The organism is Nocardioides sp. Root151 (assembly GCF_001427925.1).
Lineage (GTDB): Bacteria > Actinomycetota > Actinomycetes > Propionibacteriales > Nocardioidaceae > Nocardioides.
In genome coordinates this window covers 278,984-295,183 of the sequence record NZ_LMGG01000007.1, presented here as the reverse complement: position 1 = coordinate 295,183, position 16,200 = coordinate 278,984, and the positions used below count along the sequence as shown (strand labels likewise).

Below are 16,200 nucleotides of genomic sequence, written 5' to 3'. Positions count from 1 at the left end.
GACGTCGAGCAGCCACGACTGACGCACGAACACGCTTGGAGCGATCGACAAGATGTTGCACTTCCCCGCCACGGAGCTGACCATTCCCTCCCGGTTCTGCGGCCCGCCGAAGTCCGGGAACGGCGGTTGGAGCGCAGGCGCCCTCGCGGCGCTGGTCCAGCACGACTGCCCGGACAACCGGGCCGACCGGTGGCCGGTGATCGAGGTGACGCTGCGCCAGCCCCCTCCGCTCGACGCCGCGATGACCGTGGCCGGTGACGACGACGGCACGCTGGTGGCCTCCTTCGGTGGCCTGCCCGTGCTCTCCGCGCGGGTGCTCCCCGACGACACCCTCACCCCGGTCGAGCAGGTCTCCCCCGACGAGGCGCGCGCGGCCGAGGCGTCGTACGCCGGACTGCGCCAGCACCCGTTCCCGACCTGCTTCGCCTGCGGCACCGACCGCGCGGAGGGCGACGGCCTGCGCGTCTTCCCCGGCCCGGTCGGCGAGATCGACGGCCAGAGCCGGGTGGCCTCGACGTGGACCCCGCACCCCAGTGTTCAGGAGGACTACCACGAGTACGTCGACGAGCACGGCCGCGCCTCGCTCGGAGCCACCTGGGCCGCCCTGGACTGCATCGGTGCCTGGGCCGGAGACTTCGAGGATCGGGCCCTGGTGCTGGGCCGGATGACTGCCGCCGTCGACGCGCTGCCCGCGATCGGCGAGGAGCACGTCGTGGTCGGCCAGGCCCGGGGCACCGAGGGCCGCAAGACGTTCACCGCCAGCACGCTCTACGACGCCGACCGCCGCGTGGTGGCCCGCGCCGAGCACACCTGGATCGCGATCGACCCGGCCGACTTCTCGTGACCGACGAGGCCTGGTGGCGCCACGCCGTCTGCTACCAGGTCTACGTGCGCAGCTTCGCCGACAGCGACGGTGACGGCATCGGCGACCTGCCCGGCATCACCTCGCGGCTGCCCTACCTCGCCGAGCTGGGCGTCGACGCCGTGTGGATCACGCCGTTCTACACCTCGCCGCAGCACGACCACGGGTACGACGTGGCCGACTACCGCGACGTCGACCCGCTCTTCGGGAAGCTGGCCGACCTCGACACGCTGCTCGAGCAGGCGCATGCCCACGGCATCCGGGTGATCGTCGACCTCGTGCCGAACCACACCTCCGAGGACCACGAATGGTTCCGCGCGGCGCTGGCCGCCGGGCCGGGGAGTCCCGAGCGCGGCCGCTACCTGTTCCGCGACGGGCCGGACGCTGTGCCAGCCAACACTGTGCCGGCCAACGCTGTGCCGCCGAACACTGTGCCGCCGAACAACTGGGAGTCCGTCTTCGGCGGGTCGGCCTGGGCGCGGGTGCCGGACGGCCAGTGGTACCTCCACCTCTTCGACGCGACCCAGCCCGACCTCGACTGGCGCAACCCCGAGGTCCCCGCGATGTTCGAGGACGTGCTGCGCTTCTGGCTCGACCGCGGCGTCGACGGGTTCCGCATCGACGTGGCGCACGGCCTGTTCAAGGAGCCCGGGCTGCCCGACCAGCGGCTGACCGATGCCGAGCGCGAGGCCAACCTGGCCGCCGACCTGCTCGGGCCGCAGCACCCCGAGCACGAGCCGATGTGGGACCAGCCCGAGGTGCACGACGTCTACCGCGCGTGGCGGCGCATCCTCGACTCCTACCCCGACGACCGGATGGCCGTGGGCGAGGCGTGGACCCGGGACGCGGCCTCGTTGGCGCGCTACGTGCGGCCCGACGAGCTGCACCAGTCGTTCAACTTCCACTGGCTCTCGGCGGACTGGTCGGCACCGCAGTTCGCTGCCGTCATCACCGAGACCCTGGCCGCCGTCGCCCTCGTCGGCGGCTCGCCCACCTGGGTGCTGAGCAACCACGACGTGATCCGGCACGTCACCCGGTACGGCGGCGGCACCGTCGGCCTGGCCAGGGCGCGGGCCGCCACGATGACGATGCTGGCACTGCCCGGGTCGTCGTACATCTACCAGGGCGAGGAGCTCGGTCTCGAGGAGGTCGACGTCGACCGGGCGCACTGGCAGGACCCGCAGGCCCTGACCACCGGCAAGCCCGGTCGGGACGGGTGCCGGGTGCCGCTGCCGTGGTCGGGCGACGCCCCGCCGTTCGGCTTCGGACCCGGCTCCGACCAGCCGTGGATCCCCCAACCGGCCGGGTGGTCGTCGCTGACCGCCGAGGCCCAGGCCGAGGACGCGGAGTCGACGCTGGCGTTCTACCGGCGTGCCCTGAGCGCGCGGCGTACGTTCGCGACGACGGCCGGCGACCAGGTCGAGTTGCTCGACCTCGGCGCAAAGGTGCTCACGTTCCGTCGCGGTCCGGTCACCGCCGTCCTCAACTGCGGTACGACGACCGTCGCGATGCCCGACGGAACGGTGCTGCTGGCCAGTGGTCCCCTCGACGACGGGTTGCCGCCGGACACCGCCGCCTGGCTCGTGTGAAGAGGTTTTGCCGGACCCTCGAAAACCCCTTGTGAGGGCGGCCCCACAGTCGTACCTTTGCAGGACACGTGAAAGGAGGTGGTCCAGAAGATGCATTCTTACCGGACTTGTGAGGTGGCTGCCCGCTAGCAGCTTCCCTGCCGACAGGATTCACTGCGCAGCGTTGCAAGCGGCCAGCGAATTCAAGGCAGTCACCCGACCCGCAGGCGCTTCCGGACTTTTTGGTCCGCCGGAAGACGACGAGAAGGTCCCCTCGGGGAAACCGTTCGTCAACGCCTGCGGGTCGTTCCCATTTCCTGGCGTCGTACCCCTCCACCGGACCGGCCCGTCAACAACTGCGGCAGTTCACCCTCGACAGGGGAACTGCACGCTCGAGCGTCAGGCAGGGTGCCTGAACTGCCGTAGTTCTTCACACATGGCCACCACGTCTGCGAGCACCTCGCGCACGACGTCCGGGTGGAACATCACGTCGGACCAGGTGAACCGGACCACGACCCAGCGGTTGCGCACCAGCCGGGTGTAGCGATTGACGTCAGCCTCGAAGGCCCACTTGTCGCCGTGGTAACGCCACGACTCGGCCTCCACCACCAAGCGGAGTTCTTCGCTGCCTAGATCAACCTGGATGTACGGCAGGCAGGTCAGCTGCGGCGTCAGGCACAGGCCCATCTCGATCGTGATCGCGCGGAGCACCGACTCGAACGGGTTGGCGGCGCGCGCGTCGGCGAAGCGCGCCACCTTCAGCGCGGCCGGACGACCGCTGCGTGGCGCTGCCTGCGCCGCGGCGATCAGCTGGTCGTGGCTGATCCGGCCCGAACGCAGGGCAGAGTCGGCCACGGCCAGGGCGGCGTCGAACGGCAGGACCCGCGCGCAGTCGATCACCGTGCGCAACGGACTGGTGACACCGTTGCGCACCTCGTCGGGTGTGAGGTCGGCGTAGTGGACAGAGAGGTCGTGTCGGCGCGGGAGCGTGAGGTTGCGCCCTCGTGGCACGGTGACCATCGGTTTCTCGGGCGGCAGCTTCACCCGCCATCCCCAGTGCAGCGCAGCACTCAGGTGCGACACGACCCCGTTGACCCGAGCGGCACCGGCTGCAGCGGCCGGCACGGTGGGCAACGCGAAGCGTCCGCGGGTGAGCCTGACTATTGCCCCGGCCTCGACCGCTGCTGTGATCTGCCGATCGGTGAGGGCCCCGCGCAGCTCCGCAGAGCCGGCCAGACCGCCCCATTCGGTGAGCAGCTCGGCTGCCTTGGGGTCCGGTGCCGTCATGGGTCAAGCCTCGGATGCGTGGTCCAGCGGCGCAAACGGTTCTCCACAGGCCCGCCGCACGCTCGGCATACGGCGGCCGCGCTGCGCTCGCCGCCCGCCGGACGCCAGGTCGGCGTCGACAACTGCGGCAGTCCGCGCGCTGCAGCCCCGGTCCACGCCTGACCCGCCGTGGCGACCGCACCAACTGCCGCAGTTGTTCACGGCAGCCCGTCTGCCACCCAGCCCGATGCCTGCCTCAGGCGACTGGCGCCGCGAACTGCGACTGGTAGAGCGTGGCGTACGCGCCGTCGGCCTCGAGCAGCTCGTGGTGCGTGCCCTGCTCGACGATCGCGCCGTCCTCCATCACCAGGATCAGGTCGGCGTCGCGGATCGTGGAGAGTCGGTGGGCGATCACGAACGACGTCCGGTCACTGCGCAGGGCCGCCATCGCCTGCTGGAGCAACAGCTCGGTGCGGGTGTCGACCGAGCTGGTGGCCTCGTCGAGGATCAGCAGCGCCGGGTCGGAGACGAACGCTCGAGCGATGGTGATCAACTGGCGCTCACCGGCACTGATGTTGCCGCCGTCCTCGTCGATGACAGTGTCGTAGCCGTCGGGCAGCGAGTGCACGAAGCGGTCGACGAACGTGGCCCGGGCGGCCTCGAGGATCTCCTCCTCGGTCGCGTCGGGGCGGCCGTAGGCGATGTTGTCGCGGATCGTGCCCTCGAAGAGCCACGCGTCCTGCAGCACCATGCCGATCTGGTCGCGCAGCTCGGCGCGCGGCATCGCGGAGACGTCGACGCCGTCGAGCGTGATGCGCCCGCCGGTCACCTCGTAGAACCGCATCACCAGGTTGACCAGGGTGGTCTTCCCTGCGCCGGTCGGGCCGACGATCGCGACCGTCTGACCGGGCTGGGCGACCAGGCAGAGGTCCTCGATGAGTGGCTTGTCCTCGTCGTAGCGGAACGAGACACGGTCGAAGACGACCTCGCCGTGACGCTCGCCGGGGGCCGCCGGAGCGACCTGGCCGTCGGGGCGCTGCTCGTCTGCGTCGAGCAGCTCGAAGACCCGCTCGGCCGACGCGACACCCGACTGGAGCAGGTTCATCATTGACGCGACCGCGGTCAGCGGCTGGGTGAACTGGCGGGTGTACTGGATGAACGCCTGCACCTCACCCAGGCTCAGCGATCCGCTGGCCACCCGCAGGCCACCGACGACCGCGATCACCACGTAGTTGAGGTTCCCGATGAACATCATCAGCGGCATGATCAGCCCGCTGACGAACTGGGCCTTGAACGAGGCCTCGTAGAGCCGCTCGTTCTCCTCCTCGAAGCGCTGCTCGACCTCCTTCTGGCGGCCGAAGACCTTGACCAGGGCGTGGCCGGAGAAGGTCTCCTCGATGTGCGCGTTCAGCTTGCCGGTCAGCCGCCACTGGGCGATGAACTGGCTCTGCGATCGCTTCATGATGAGCGAGGTGGCGTACATCGAGATCGGCACCGAGACCAGCGCGATCAGCGCCAGCAGTGGCGAGATCCAGAACATCATCGAGATCACCGCGACGACCGTCAGCAACGAGGTGAGCAGCTGGCTCAGGGTCTGCTGCAGGGTCTGGCTGATGTTGTCGATGTCGTTGGTGACCCGGCTGAGCAGCTCGCCGCGGGGCTGGCGGTCGAAGTACTCCAACGGGAGCGCGTTGACCTTGTCCTCCACGTCGGAACGCATGTCCATGACCGTGCCCTGCACGACGTCGTTGAGCAGGAAGCCCTGGATGAACGACAGGATCGATGCGCCGGCGTACAGCCCGAGCACGATGAGCAGCACCGCACCGACGGCGCCGAAGTCGACGCCCTGGCCGGGCACGAAGTCCATCGACGCCATCATGTCGGCGAGCCGGTTGTCGCCGCGGTCGCGCGCCCCCTGCACGACCTGCTCCTGGGTCAGGCCGGCGTCGAACTGGTTGCCGAAGAGCCCGTCGAAGATGAGGTCGGTGGCGTGGCCGAGGATGCGCGGGCCCAGCGCGGTCAGCACGACACTGCCGATCGCCAGCACCACCAGGGCGATCGCCTTGACGCGGTACGGCGCGATGCGGCCGATCAGGCGCTTGGCGGAGGGCACGAAGGTCATCGCCTTCTGGCCGACCATGCCGCCGCCCATCGGGCCGCGCCCGGGGCCGGGGCCGGCCGTGATGCGCTCGGTCTCCTTGAGGGTGCCGCCCTTGTCGGTCTTCTCCGTCGTGCTCATGCTGCCTCCTCCGCCGTCAGCTGCGACTCGACGATCTCCTGGTACGTCGGGCAGTCGGCGAGCAACTCGTCATGGGTGCCGCGGCCGACGACGATGCCGTCCTCGAGCACGAGGATCAGGTCGGCGTCGCGGATCGTGGAGACCCGCTGGGCGACCAGGACCACCGTCGCGTTGCGGGTGACCGGCCTCAGTGCGGCGCGGAGCCGGGCGTCGGTGGCCAGGTCGAGGGCCGAGAAGGAGTCGTCGAAGAGGTAGATCTCCGGCTCCCGGATCAGCGCCCGGGCGATGGCCAGGCGTTGTCGCTGGCCGCCCGAGACGTTGGTGCCGCCCTGCGTGATCGGCGACTCGAGCCCCTCGGACATGGCTTCGACGAAGTCACGGCCCTGGGCGATCTCGAGCGCACGCCACAGCTCGTCGTCGGTGGCGTCGGGCTTGCCGTGGCGCAGGTTGCTGGCCACCGTGCCGGAGAACAGGAACGCCTGCTGCGGGACGAGCCCGATGCGGTGCCACAGCGACTCCGGGTCGAGGTCGCGCACGTCGACGCCGTCGACCTTCACGCTGCCGGTGGTGGCGTCGAAGAGCCGCGGCACCAGGTCGACCAGGGTCGACTTGCCGGAGCCGGTCGAGCCGATGACCGCGATGGTCTCGCCGGGCCGGGCCTCGAAGCTGACGTCCTGCAGGACCGGCTGCTCGGCGCCGGGATAGGTGAACCCGACTCCGTCGAGGACCAGGTGACCGGACTGATGCACCGAGATGACCGGCTGCGCGGGCGGCACGACGCTGGTGTCGGTGTCGAGCACCTCCGTGATCCGGTCGGCGCAGACCGCCGCGCGCGGGATCATCATCAGCATGAAGGTGCCCATCATCACCGACATCAGGATCTGCATCAGGTAGGACAGGAACGCGGTCAGGGCGCCGACCTCCATCTGACCGCTGTCGACGCGGTGTCCGCCGAACCACAGCACCGCGACGCTCGAGACGTTCACGATCAGCATCACCAGCGGGAACATCGTGGCCATCCAGCGGCCGGCCTTGACCGAGACGTCCGTCAGGTCGTCGTTGGCCTTCTGGAATCGGCGGGTCTCATAGGGCTCACGCACGAACGCGCGCACCACGCGGATGCCGGTGATCTGCTCGCGCAGCACCCGGTTGACGCCGTCGATGCGCTCCTGGACCAGCCGGAAGTTGGGCACCATGCGCGAGACCACCACGCCGACGGCCAGGAAGAGCGCGGGTACGACGATCGCGAGCAGCCACGACAGACCGAGGTCCTCGCGCATCGCCATCAGCACGCCGCCGACCATCATGATCGGCACGGCGACGGCCATGGTGCAGGTCATCAGCGCCAGCATCTGCACCTGCTGCACGTCGTTGGTGTTGCGGGTGATCAGCGAGGGCGCACCGAACTGCCCGACCTCGCGGCCGGAGAACGTGCCGACGCGGTGGAAGACGGCCGCGCGCAGGTCGCGGCCGAACGCCATCGCCGTACGCGCCGAGAACCAGACGGCGACCACGGAGCAGACGATCTGCACGAGCGAGACGCCGAGCATGATGCCTCCGACGCGCATGATGTAGCCCGTGTCTCCTTCGGCCACACCCTGGTCGATGATGTCGGCGTTGAGACTCGGCAGGAACAGCATCGCCACGGTCGAGATGAACTGGAGCGCGACCACGATCGCGATCCAACCCTTGTACGGCGCGAGATAGGTGCGCATGAGACGGAGCAACATCAGGCTTCCTCCCCGGGGAGCATGACTCCGCCGACGATGATGTCGGCGATCTGGTCGGACGTGAGATCGGCGTCGAGCTCCATGCCGGGATGGCGGGACCCGAAGACCAGGGAACGGAGGACGACCGCGGCGGTCGCGGGTGGCACGCGCATCTTGTCGGCGTACGGCGCGAAGAGCGTGGCCAGCATCTCGAGCAGGTCGCGGTTGGCGCGGACCAGGAACTCGGGTGGACGCGGCGGGTCATCGGGATCGGGGCGCGGGCCGTGCTTCATCAAGTAGGAGCGGACCGCGAACATCACCGTCAACGACCGCCGCATCTGGACGGCCAGGGACTCCGCGGCCCGGCGGACGCGCTCGTGGAGGTCGTCGGTGTCGGCCAGCATCGCGTCGAACTCCTCGCGCCCGTGGGAGGGGTTGATCGTCTCTTCGGCGACCGCCCACATCAGCTCGGTCTTGTCGGCGAAGACCCGGAAGATGGTGCCCTCGGCGACCCCGGCCGCCTCGGCGATCAGCCGGGTGCTCAGGTCTCCGCCGTGCTCGATGACCAGCGGCACGACGGCGTCGAGGATCGCCTGGCGTCGGTCCGCGGGCGACAGGGGTTTGGCGCGAGGAGTCACGCCGGAAAGAGTAAATGAGTGAGCACTCACTCACAAGTGTTTTTCACGTCGACCCGTCGTGAGTCCGACAGAACTCACGACGGGTCGATCAGGGGGCTAGGCGCTCACGGCGCCAGTGGTCCCCCGAACGGCGGTAGCGCCACCGGTCGTGCATGCGGTTCTCGCGTCCCTGCCAGAACTCGATCGACTCCGGCGCGACGACGTACCCGCCCCAGTGCTCGGGCACCTCGATCTCCCCCGGCATGCGCGCGGCCGCGTCGTCGTACCGCTCATGGAGGCCGGCCTCGGTGACCACCTGCGACTGCGGCGAGGCCCACGCGCCGAGCTGGGCTCCGCGCGGCCGGGTCGCGAAGTACGCCGCCACCTCGTCGCGTGGCAACAGCACCGCCGCGCCCTCGACACGGACCTGCCTCTGGAGCGCGTGCCATGGGAACAGGAGCGCGCACCGCGGGTTCGCTGCGAGGTCAGATCCCTTGTGGGACTGGAGATTGGTGAAGAAGCAGAAGCCTCGGGGGTCGAGCCCCTTCAAGAGGACGGTGCGCGCCGAGGGCTGCCCGTCGGCAGAGACGGTGGCCACCACCATCGCGTTCGGCTCGGGCAGGGTGCCTGCGTCGCCGTACCAGGAACGGAAGAGCTCGAGCGGGTCTTCGGGCAGGGCGCTCTCGACGATGCCGATGCGGGAGTACTCCTGGCGCTGCGTCGCCCACGGTGCTGATTCCACACCGCGAGCCTACGGGCGCACCGGCGGCCGCGGACCACGGGTCGAGACCCCGTTCTGTCGCTGCTTCGAGGCTGGGGGCAGAATGCAAAGGTCCGACACTGCAGCACGGCAAAGGAGCCACCCGTTATGACCGAGGTTCACCACGGCCTTGAGGGCGTCATCGCATTCGAGTCCGAGATCGCCGAACCCGACAAGGAAGGCTCCGCGCTCCGTTACCGCGGTGTCGACATCGAGGACATCGTCGGACGGGTCCCGTTCGAGAACGTCTGGGGCCTGCTGATCGACGGCTCCTACACCCCCGGCCTGCCGGCCGCCGAGCCCTACAACCTGCCGATCCACACCGGCGACGTGCGCGTCGACGTCCAGGCGGCCGTGGCGATGCTCGCGCCGGCCTTCGGCTTCGGCCAGACCTACGACATCTCCGACGAGCAGGCCCGCGAGGACCTCGCCCGCGTCGCGGTCATGGTGCTGTCGTACGCCGCCCAGTCGGCCCGCGGCCTGAACCAGCCCGTCGTACCCCAGAAGCTCGTCGACGAGGGCAGGACCCTCGCCGAGAAGTTCCTGATCCGCTGGAAGGGCGAGGCCGACCCCAAGCACGTCAAGGCGATCGACGCCTACTGGAGCTCGGCTGCCGAGCACGGCATGAACGCCTCCACCTTCACGGCCCGCGTGATCACCTCCACCGGCGCCGACGTGGCCGCCGCGTTCTCCGGCGCGATCGGCGCGATGAGCGGCCCGCTGCACGGCGGCGCCCCCTCGCGCGTGCTCGGCATGATCGCGGACGTCGAGGAGTCGGGCGACGCCACGGCGTACGTCAAGGGACTGCTCGACCGCGGCGAGCGACTGATGGGCTTCGGCCACCGCGTCTACCGCGCCGAGGACCCCCGCGCCCGCGTGCTGCGCCGCACGGCGAAGGAGCTCGACGCACCCCGCTACGCCGTCGCCGAGGCACTGGAGAAGGCCGCTCTGGCCGAGCTCCGCGAGCGTCGTCCCGACCGCGTGCTCGAGACGAACGTCGAGTTCTGGGCCGCCATCGTCCTCGACTTCGCCGAGGTCCCGGCGCCGATGTTCACCTCGATGTTCACCTGCGCCCGCACCGGCGGCTGGTCGGCGCACATCCTCGAGCAGAAGCGCACCGGGCGCCTGATCCGCCCGTCCGCGATCTACACCGGACCCGACCCGCGCCCGGCCGACTCGGTCGAGGGCTGGAACACCGACTGGGCCAAGTAACACCCGCCGACAGTCGCTCAGAGGGACTCGACCGCGTCCTTGGCCTCCTTGAGGCCGAGGCCGGTCTCCTCGCGATGGACCTTGATCGCCTGGATCTTCTTGCCCTCGATCGCCAACTGCCGGACGCGAGCCGAGATCGGTGTCCCCGTGGCATGCGGTGTGGAGGCGGTGGGCACCGTCGGGCCCATGACCTGGCTGATCTCGTGCTCGGAGATGCCCTGGTGGCGGGCGAGCAGCTCGACCAGCGCCTCGAGCCGGCCGATGCGGGCGCGCAGCGCCTCGATGTCCCGGGCGGATGCCGCGTTGAAGATTCCCATGACCGGCAGGCTAACCGCCGTCACGGGTCGTGGTGTGCCGTCCGACAGGCAAGTGGCCTCGATCGTGATCGTCGGCACGCTCAGCAGGGCGTGCGAGCACCCCGGTTGCCTGTCCTACGGTCCGCTCGCCCGTGGACAGCCGCGCGGGTCGCGCGTCGGTCAGCGGGTGCTGACCAGCAGGTAGCGCTCGTCGGTGATCTCCTTGCCCCACAGCACCGGGTCGGTCAGCGGGGTGATCTTGGCGCGCAGCCGGTGCACCCGCACGGCCTGCGAGGCCTCGTCGGCGGTCAGGCCCGCGCCGGTGGACCAGGACCCCTCGACCAGCACGAGGATGCCGCCCGGGCGGAGCAGGTCGCACCACCGCGCGATCGTCTCGACCGGGTCCTTCATCGCCCACAGCACGTGCCGGCTGAGCACGACGTCGTACGCCCGTCGCGCCAACGTCGGCGCACTCGCGTCGTCGACCGTGAACCTGGCGCTGACGCCGCGCTCACGGCCCTTGGCCTGCGCGCGGGCCACCATCGACGACGAGAAGTCGATGCCGTCGACCTGGTGGCCGCTCTCGGCGAGAAGCACCGACAGCGAGCCGGTGCCGCAACCGAGGTCGGCGATCTTCGACGGTTCGTCCGGGAGTACGCCGAGCAACAGCCGGCGCCACGCCTCCCTGGTGGCCGGGTCCCGAAGCCCGTGATCGGCCTCGTCGTCGAACGTGTCTGCTTCCGCATCCCAGAGTGCTGGGGTCTGTCCCGAGATCATGCGACGAATCTAACGGCTGGGTGGGGACTCCGGTGGTTCGAGGCCCGACTGGATCGCGAAGACGACGAGTTGGGCCCGGTCGCGCGCGTGCAGCTTCACCATCGCGCGGGACACGTGCGTGCGCACGGTGTCGGGGCTGACCACCAGCTCTTCGGCGATCTCCTGGTTGGACCTGCCGGTGGCCACCCACGCCACCATCTCGCGTTCCCGCTCGGTGAGCTGGCCGAGCTGCGGGTGCGGCGTACGGCGGGTCTGCGCGCCGGTGCCGAAGTGCTCGATCACCCGCCGCGTGACCGAAGGTGCGAGCAGGGAGCCGCCTTGGGCCACCACCCGGATCGCGTCGAGGAGGGCGGTCGGCTCGGCGTCCTTGAGCAGGAATCCGGAGGCGCCCAGGCGCAACGCCTCGAAGACGTACTCGTCGAGCTCGAACGTGGTCAGCATGACCATGCGCACGTCGGCCAGGTCGGCGTCCTGGCCGACGGAACGCAGCAGCTCGAGGCCGTCCATCACCGGCATCCGGATGTCGCAGAGCACCACGTCGGGCCGTTCGCGGCGGATCATCATCAGCGCGCCGCGACCGTCCTCGGCCTCGCCGACCAGCTCGAGGTCGTCCTCGCCGGCGACCAGGGTGCGCAGGCCGACCCGCACCAGTGCCTGGTCGTCGACCAGCGCGACGCGGATCATGCGCCCACCGGCAGCACGGCATGCACCCGGAAGCCCTGGTCGGTCGGGCCCGCCTCGAAGGTCCCGCCCAGGGCGGTCACCCGCTCGCGCATGCCCCGAAGACCCATGCCCTCATCGTGCACCACTCCCCCACGCCCGTCGTCGGAGATCGAGACCTCCAGTGCGTCGCCGGACCGCTCGAGGGCGACGCTCACCGTCGACGCGTCGGCGTGGCGCAGCACGTTGGTCAGCGACTCCTGCACGAGGGCGTAGGCCGCGGCGTCGACGTCGTCGGGCAGGTCGCCCGCGGTGTCGTTGACCCGCACGGTCGGGCCGGCCGCCTGCACCCGCTCGACCAGCGTCGACAGCTCCGCGAGCCCTCGACGCGGTGCGCGGGGCGCCGCGTCGCCAGTCAGCTGCGAGAGCTCGCTGCGCAGGGCGTCGAGCGACTCGCGGCTGGTGTCGCGGATCGCCTCGAGGGCCTCGCGTACGGCGGCCGGGTCCTTCTCGAGCACGTGCAACGCGACGCCGGCCTGCATCGCGATCACGGCCAGTCCGTGACCGACGCCGTCGTGCAGGTCCTGGGCCATCCGGAGCTGCTCCTCGGTGGCCGCGCGCTGCCTGTCGATGACCCGGGCCTCGTCGCGGGTGCGCACCGCGGTGGCGATCGACGCGGCGGCGGAGACCAGGGCCCCCACTCCGATCGACTGCCACATGCCGACGTCGAACTCGTCCCACCGGAGTCCACGGACCAGGAGCCCCGCCCACACCAGCACACCCGAGCCGAGCACCAGCGGCCACCACGCGCGGAAGCGGCGCCGCGTCGCGACCAGGAAGGCCGCCGCCACGACGGTGAAGAAGATCGGCCCGTTGTTGCCACCCACCGCGAAGTACACGCCGACCAGGAGCCCGTTGGCGACCACGGCCGACGGCCAGCGGTCGATCAGGAACAGCACGGCGGCCGAGAGCACGGCGAGCACGACGGCGGCAATGCCCCCCGCCAGCTCCGAGCCGGGGTGGAAGTCGCCACGCTCACCGAGGTTCACCGCGCCGGAGCCGCCGGTGACGATCACCAGGACAGGGACGAGCCACCACCGGCGCCAGAGCACGGACAACGTCGAGTTCATGCCCACGACGCTAGGGCAGTCGGGCGCGTTCGTCGTACGACCCGACGCGGTGGCGGCGTACGCAATCGCGCGTAGGCCGCCCTGCCGTCACTCTGCGAGCTCGGCACGGATGCGAGCCACCTCGCTGACCAGCCGGTCGTCCGACCCCTCGCACAGCGCAGCGGCCCGGTCCACCTCGACCAGTGCGCCGGCGCGGTCGCCGCGACGGTCCAGGTGCCGTGCCAGGTCGAGCCGCACGGTGACCTCGACGCGGGTCAGCCCGTTGGTGGATGCGTAGTCGACGGCCTCACGGCAGTAGGCAAGCCCGCCCGCCGGGTCCTCGCCGGACACCGCGCGCGCAAAGCCACGCAGGCACACGGCGACCGTCAGCACGTGTCCGGACATGTGGGCACCACGTAGGGCCGTGCGAAAGATCTCCTGCGCCTCGCGGAAGTCTCCCCGGGCATGCGCGATGTCGCCGAGGGTGGCCTGGGCATCCGCTTCGATCTCGTGGAACCCGTGGTCCGACGCAACCTTCGAGGCCTCCACTGCCAACGCGGTGGCGGCGTCGAGGTCGCCGGCCTCGTAGCGCAGGTCGGCCAGACTGTTCAGCCCCGTCGACAACTCCGCCCACAGCCCATCGGCGCGCGCTATCGACACCGACTCCGCGACCAGCTCACCCGGCCGGACCGTCTCGCCCTGTGCCTTCAGGATCGAGGCCAGGTTCGTGGCCTGAAGCGCAGTGCGCCTGCGCTCGCCGGCCGCCTCGAAGGCCGACCTCGAGCTCTCGGCAAGCCGGGCGGCCTCTCCCAGGTCACCACGCACGTAGGCCAACGCACCCAGGTTGCCCTCGAGCGCGGCTCGTCCGACGGGGTCGTGCGTGCGGTGCTCGTGGATGGCCAGGGAGCGCAGGAAGTGTTCCCTGGCGGAGCCCGGATCACCGCTGCGGGCCCGGTTGACCCCCAGGGACGACTCGGCCAGCGCCTCACTGCGTGGATCGCCGTGATCGCGCGCGATGTCTCGAGCGCGCCGATGCAACCGGTCGCCCTCCTCGATGCGCCCGTGGCTGCTGAGCAGATCGGAGAACGACTGGGCCAGCTCGACCACGCGATGGGCGTCGCTGGGTCCGACGTCATCGACGGCGGCCAGCACGTTCGGCAGCTCCCGCGCCATCCACGCCAGTGCCTCGGATCTCCCGGCGAACTCCGGGACCACAGGGTGCGGCTCACGGATCCGGGCCTTGCTGAACGTCTCGGCCGGCCGCAGCAGGTCGTCGGCCAAGGCAGCCCGGCGCGAGTAGTGGCCGAGCAACCTCGACCGCGCAGCCCGTCGGGCGTCGTCGGACTCGAGAAGGCGCGCTCCCTCACCGGCGTACGCGCGCAACAGGTCGTGTTGGAAGTAGCGCCTGGCCGGCGACTCGGTGATGAGGTGGGCGCGGAGCAGGACCGCAAGACTGCGGCGTACGTCGTTCGCGTCGCGATCGCTCAACGCGGCCAGGGCGTGGAGCCCCGCGTCCTTTCCCGGCAACATGCCGAAGTGGCGGAAGAGTCGCGCTGCCTCGGCGGGGAGCGACTCGTAGGACCACGAGAAGACCGCGCGTACGTCGGTCGCGGGGCCGTCGCCGGCATCGAGCAGATCCAGGCGGTCGTGTTCTCCTGAGAGTTCGGCGACAAGGGCGGCAACCTTGCGGTCGGGATGTGCGCGCACCTGCTCGGCGGCAATCCGCAGCGCCAGCGGAAGGCGCGCACACAGACGCACGAGCTCGGCGGCGGGCGCGGACTCTTCGCGCACTCGGTCGTCGGTCAGCTCAACGAGGAGATCCAGGGAGTCCTGGTCGTTGAGTGGCGGCAGGTCCACGGTCTGCGCACCCTCGCGAACGGCGAGACCGGTCAGGCTCTCACGACTCGTCACCAGCACACAGCAGCCCTGCGTCGCGGGCAGCAACGGGCGCACCTGATCAGCCGACCGCGCGTTGTCGAGCACGATCAGCAGGCGGCGACCGTCGACCATGCTCCGGAACAGGGCGGCTCGCTCGTCCTCGTCCTCGGAGAGGCCGGCCGTGTCGAAACCAAGGCCGCGCAGGAACACGCCCAGCACGTCGGCCGGCGCGGCAGGGTTGTCGGCGCTGAATCCGCGCAGGTCGTAGAACAGCTGGCCGTCGGGGTAGTCGGCGCGATGCTGGCGCGCCCACTGCACGGCGAAGGCGGTCTTGCCGACACCTGCGGTTCCGGTGATCACCCAAACACCAGCCTCATCGGTCTCACCCCACTGCTTGTCGAGCCGGGCGAGGTCCTGGTCACGCCCGAAGAGACGGGAGGCGCCAGCGGGCAGCTGCGCCGGCGTCGGCCGTGGCTTGGCCGGTGGCTCGGCCTCGTCGCCGGCGAGGATCCGGGCCTGCAGGTCGCGGAGGGCGGCACCCGGTTCGAGGCCGAGCTCCTCACCCAGGCTCGCGTGCGCAGCGGCGTACGCCCCGAGCGCGTCGGCCGGGCGCCCGGCAAGGTGCAGCGCCCGCATGAGCAAGAGCTGGAGGCCTTCGTCCAAGGGGTGTTCCCGAGCCGCCAGCTCCAGCTCGGGCAGCACCGCGCCGTGGTTTCCGAGGGCCAGGTCGGCCTCGGCCAGGGACTCCAGCACCATCAGGCGGCGAGCGCTCCAGCGCTGCAGCTCAGGTGCCAACGCCAGCTCCTCGACATCGGCCATCGGCGCCCCCCGCCACAGGTCGAGCGCCTCACGGGCATGTCTCGACACCGCCGCCGGATCTCCCTCGAGGGCCAGCACCCGGGCAGCCAGGTCGTCGAACCCCGCCACGTCGTACTCGTCACGCTCGACGCGCAGCCGGTATCCGAAGGTTTCGCGCGAGAGTCGCTCGGGATCGTCGAGCATCGCCCGCAGCCGGTGGGTCAGCACCTGCAGCCGGGCTGGGGTGCGGGCAGCGACATCGCCAGGCCAGAGCGCCTCGATCAGGAGGTCGTCGCGCACGGTCTGGTTCGCTCGGAGGAGCAACCAACCCAGCATGATCCGCTGCAGCCTTCCGGCAGGCGTCACGTCCTGGCCGTCGTCGAGAACTCGCAGAGGTCCGAGTGCCTCGAAGCGCATCTGCATCACTCCCGAGTTCGAATCGAGACTCA

Annotated in this window: 13 protein-coding genes; 3 read left to right on the top strand and 10 right to left on the bottom strand. The window is 70.4% G+C overall.

All coding sequences use genetic code 11. From position 1 onward, the window contains the following. Nucleotides 1–52: 52 nt before the first annotated feature. Nucleotides 53–844, top strand: a complete 792-nt coding sequence (locus ASD66_RS18985; RefSeq protein ID WP_056682317.1) for a hypothetical protein — start codon at nucleotides 53–55, stop codon at nucleotides 842–844. Continuing rightward, the gene (locus tag ASD66_RS18980) at nucleotides 841–2,451 is read left to right on the top strand and encodes a glycoside hydrolase family 13 protein (RefSeq protein ID WP_056891883.1); all 1,611 of its coding nucleotides are present in this window, start codon (nucleotides 841–843) and stop codon (nucleotides 2,449–2,451) included. The genes ASD66_RS18985 and ASD66_RS18980 overlap by 4 nt, the downstream gene beginning before the upstream one ends. Nucleotides 2,452–2,829: 378 nt before the next feature. On the opposite strand, the gene ASD66_RS18975 is transcribed toward ASD66_RS18980, so the two are convergent. From ASD66_RS18975 to pdxH, 5 genes are all read right to left on the bottom strand, one after another. Then, nucleotides 2,830–3,717 (bottom strand): hypothetical protein, encoded by an 888-nt coding sequence (locus tag ASD66_RS18975; RefSeq protein WP_056891882.1) that lies wholly within the window; start codon nucleotides 3,715–3,717, stop codon nucleotides 2,830–2,832. A gap of 235 nt (nucleotides 3,718–3,952) precedes the next feature. Beyond that, nucleotides 3,953–5,935, bottom strand: coding sequence for an ABC transporter ATP-binding protein (locus ASD66_RS18970; protein ID WP_056891881.1), 1,983 nt, complete (start codon nucleotides 5,933–5,935; stop codon nucleotides 3,953–3,955). Then, a complete protein-coding gene (locus ASD66_RS18965) occupies nucleotides 5,932–7,665 on the bottom strand; it encodes an ABC transporter ATP-binding protein (RefSeq protein WP_056891880.1) in 1,734 nt (577 codons plus the stop codon). The genes ASD66_RS18970 and ASD66_RS18965 overlap by 4 nt, the downstream gene beginning before the upstream one ends. After that, nucleotides 7,665–8,282, bottom strand: a complete 618-nt coding sequence (locus ASD66_RS18960; RefSeq protein ID WP_056891879.1) for a TetR/AcrR family transcriptional regulator — start codon at nucleotides 8,280–8,282, stop codon at nucleotides 7,665–7,667. Before ASD66_RS18960 ends, ASD66_RS18965 begins: the two co-directional genes overlap by 1 nt. 88 nt (nucleotides 8,283–8,370) lie before the next feature. Continuing rightward, nucleotides 8,371–9,003, bottom strand: a complete 633-nt coding sequence (pdxH, locus tag ASD66_RS18955) for a pyridoxamine 5'-phosphate oxidase (RefSeq protein WP_056682332.1) — start codon at nucleotides 9,001–9,003, stop codon at nucleotides 8,371–8,373. A 126-nt stretch (nucleotides 9,004–9,129) separates the two neighbouring features. Here pdxH and ASD66_RS18950 point away from each other — a divergent pair, with 126 nt between their 5' ends. Beyond that, a complete protein-coding gene (locus ASD66_RS18950) occupies nucleotides 9,130–10,233 on the top strand; it encodes a citrate synthase 2 (RefSeq protein ID WP_056682336.1) in 1,104 nt (367 codons plus the stop codon). A 17-nt stretch (nucleotides 10,234–10,250) separates the two neighbouring features. Here ASD66_RS18950 and ASD66_RS18945 read toward each other — a convergent pair whose 3' ends face one another. From ASD66_RS18945 to ASD66_RS18925, 5 genes are all read right to left on the bottom strand, one after another. Continuing rightward, on the bottom strand, nucleotides 10,251–10,550 hold the full coding sequence (locus ASD66_RS18945) for a ribosomal protein L7/L12 (RefSeq protein ID WP_056891878.1): 300 nt from the start codon (nucleotides 10,548–10,550) through the stop codon (nucleotides 10,251–10,253). Nucleotides 10,551–10,709: 159 nt separating this feature from the next. Next, a complete protein-coding gene (locus ASD66_RS18940; protein ID WP_156388793.1) occupies nucleotides 10,710–11,306 on the bottom strand; it encodes a class I SAM-dependent methyltransferase in 597 nt (198 codons plus the stop codon). Between the two features lie 9 nt (nucleotides 11,307–11,315). Next, nucleotides 11,316–11,990, bottom strand: coding sequence for a response regulator (locus tag ASD66_RS18935; RefSeq protein ID WP_056682344.1), 675 nt, complete (start codon nucleotides 11,988–11,990; stop codon nucleotides 11,316–11,318). Then, complete coding sequence (locus ASD66_RS18930; RefSeq protein ID WP_056891877.1) at nucleotides 11,987–13,096, bottom strand: sensor histidine kinase; 1,110 nt, start codon at nucleotides 13,094–13,096, stop codon at nucleotides 11,987–11,989. Before ASD66_RS18930 ends, ASD66_RS18935 begins: the two co-directional genes overlap by 4 nt. 87 nt (nucleotides 13,097–13,183) lie before the next feature. Beyond that, entirely contained in the window at nucleotides 13,184–16,168 is a 2,985-nt protein-coding gene (locus ASD66_RS18925; protein WP_162254295.1) for an AfsR/SARP family transcriptional regulator, read from the bottom strand. Nucleotides 16,169–16,200 lie beyond the last annotated feature (32 nt).